General features: G+C 65.5%; 1 CRISPR repeat array.

Going from position 1 to position 330, the window contains the following annotated elements:
* Positions 1-329: direct repeats of the CRISPR family, unit length 24 nt; unit sequence GTTCCCCGCGCCTGCGGGGATGAT.
* The last annotated feature ends 1 nt before the right edge of the window (position 330 follow it).

Genomic DNA, 330 nt, shown 5'->3' on the forward strand with positions numbered 1-330 from the left:
GTTCCCCGCGCCTGCGGGGATGATCCGACTGAGGGACGCGTCTACACCAGGATGATGGAGAGTTCCCCGCGCCCGCGGGGATGATCCGAATCGTATTCATCGATCTTTAGAAAAGGTTTTGAGTTCCCCGCGCCTGCGGGGATGATCCGTCTTGGTAGGCGGTCGCGTAGGGGAGTGCGGCGAGTTCCCCGCGCCTGCGGGGATGATCCGCCCAAGCCGGCATCTACACCACTGGACGCAGAGAGTTCCCCGCGCCTGCGGGGATGATCCGTCCGCGCTGAGGTCACCGAAGGCGACGACGGGGAGTTCCCCGCGCCTGCGGGGATGATC

Origin of the sequence: Arthrobacter sp. HMSC08H08, assembly GCF_001807575.1 — a bacterium.
Classification (GTDB): domain Bacteria; phylum Actinomycetota; class Actinomycetes; order Actinomycetales; family Micrococcaceae; genus Pseudoglutamicibacter; species Pseudoglutamicibacter albus.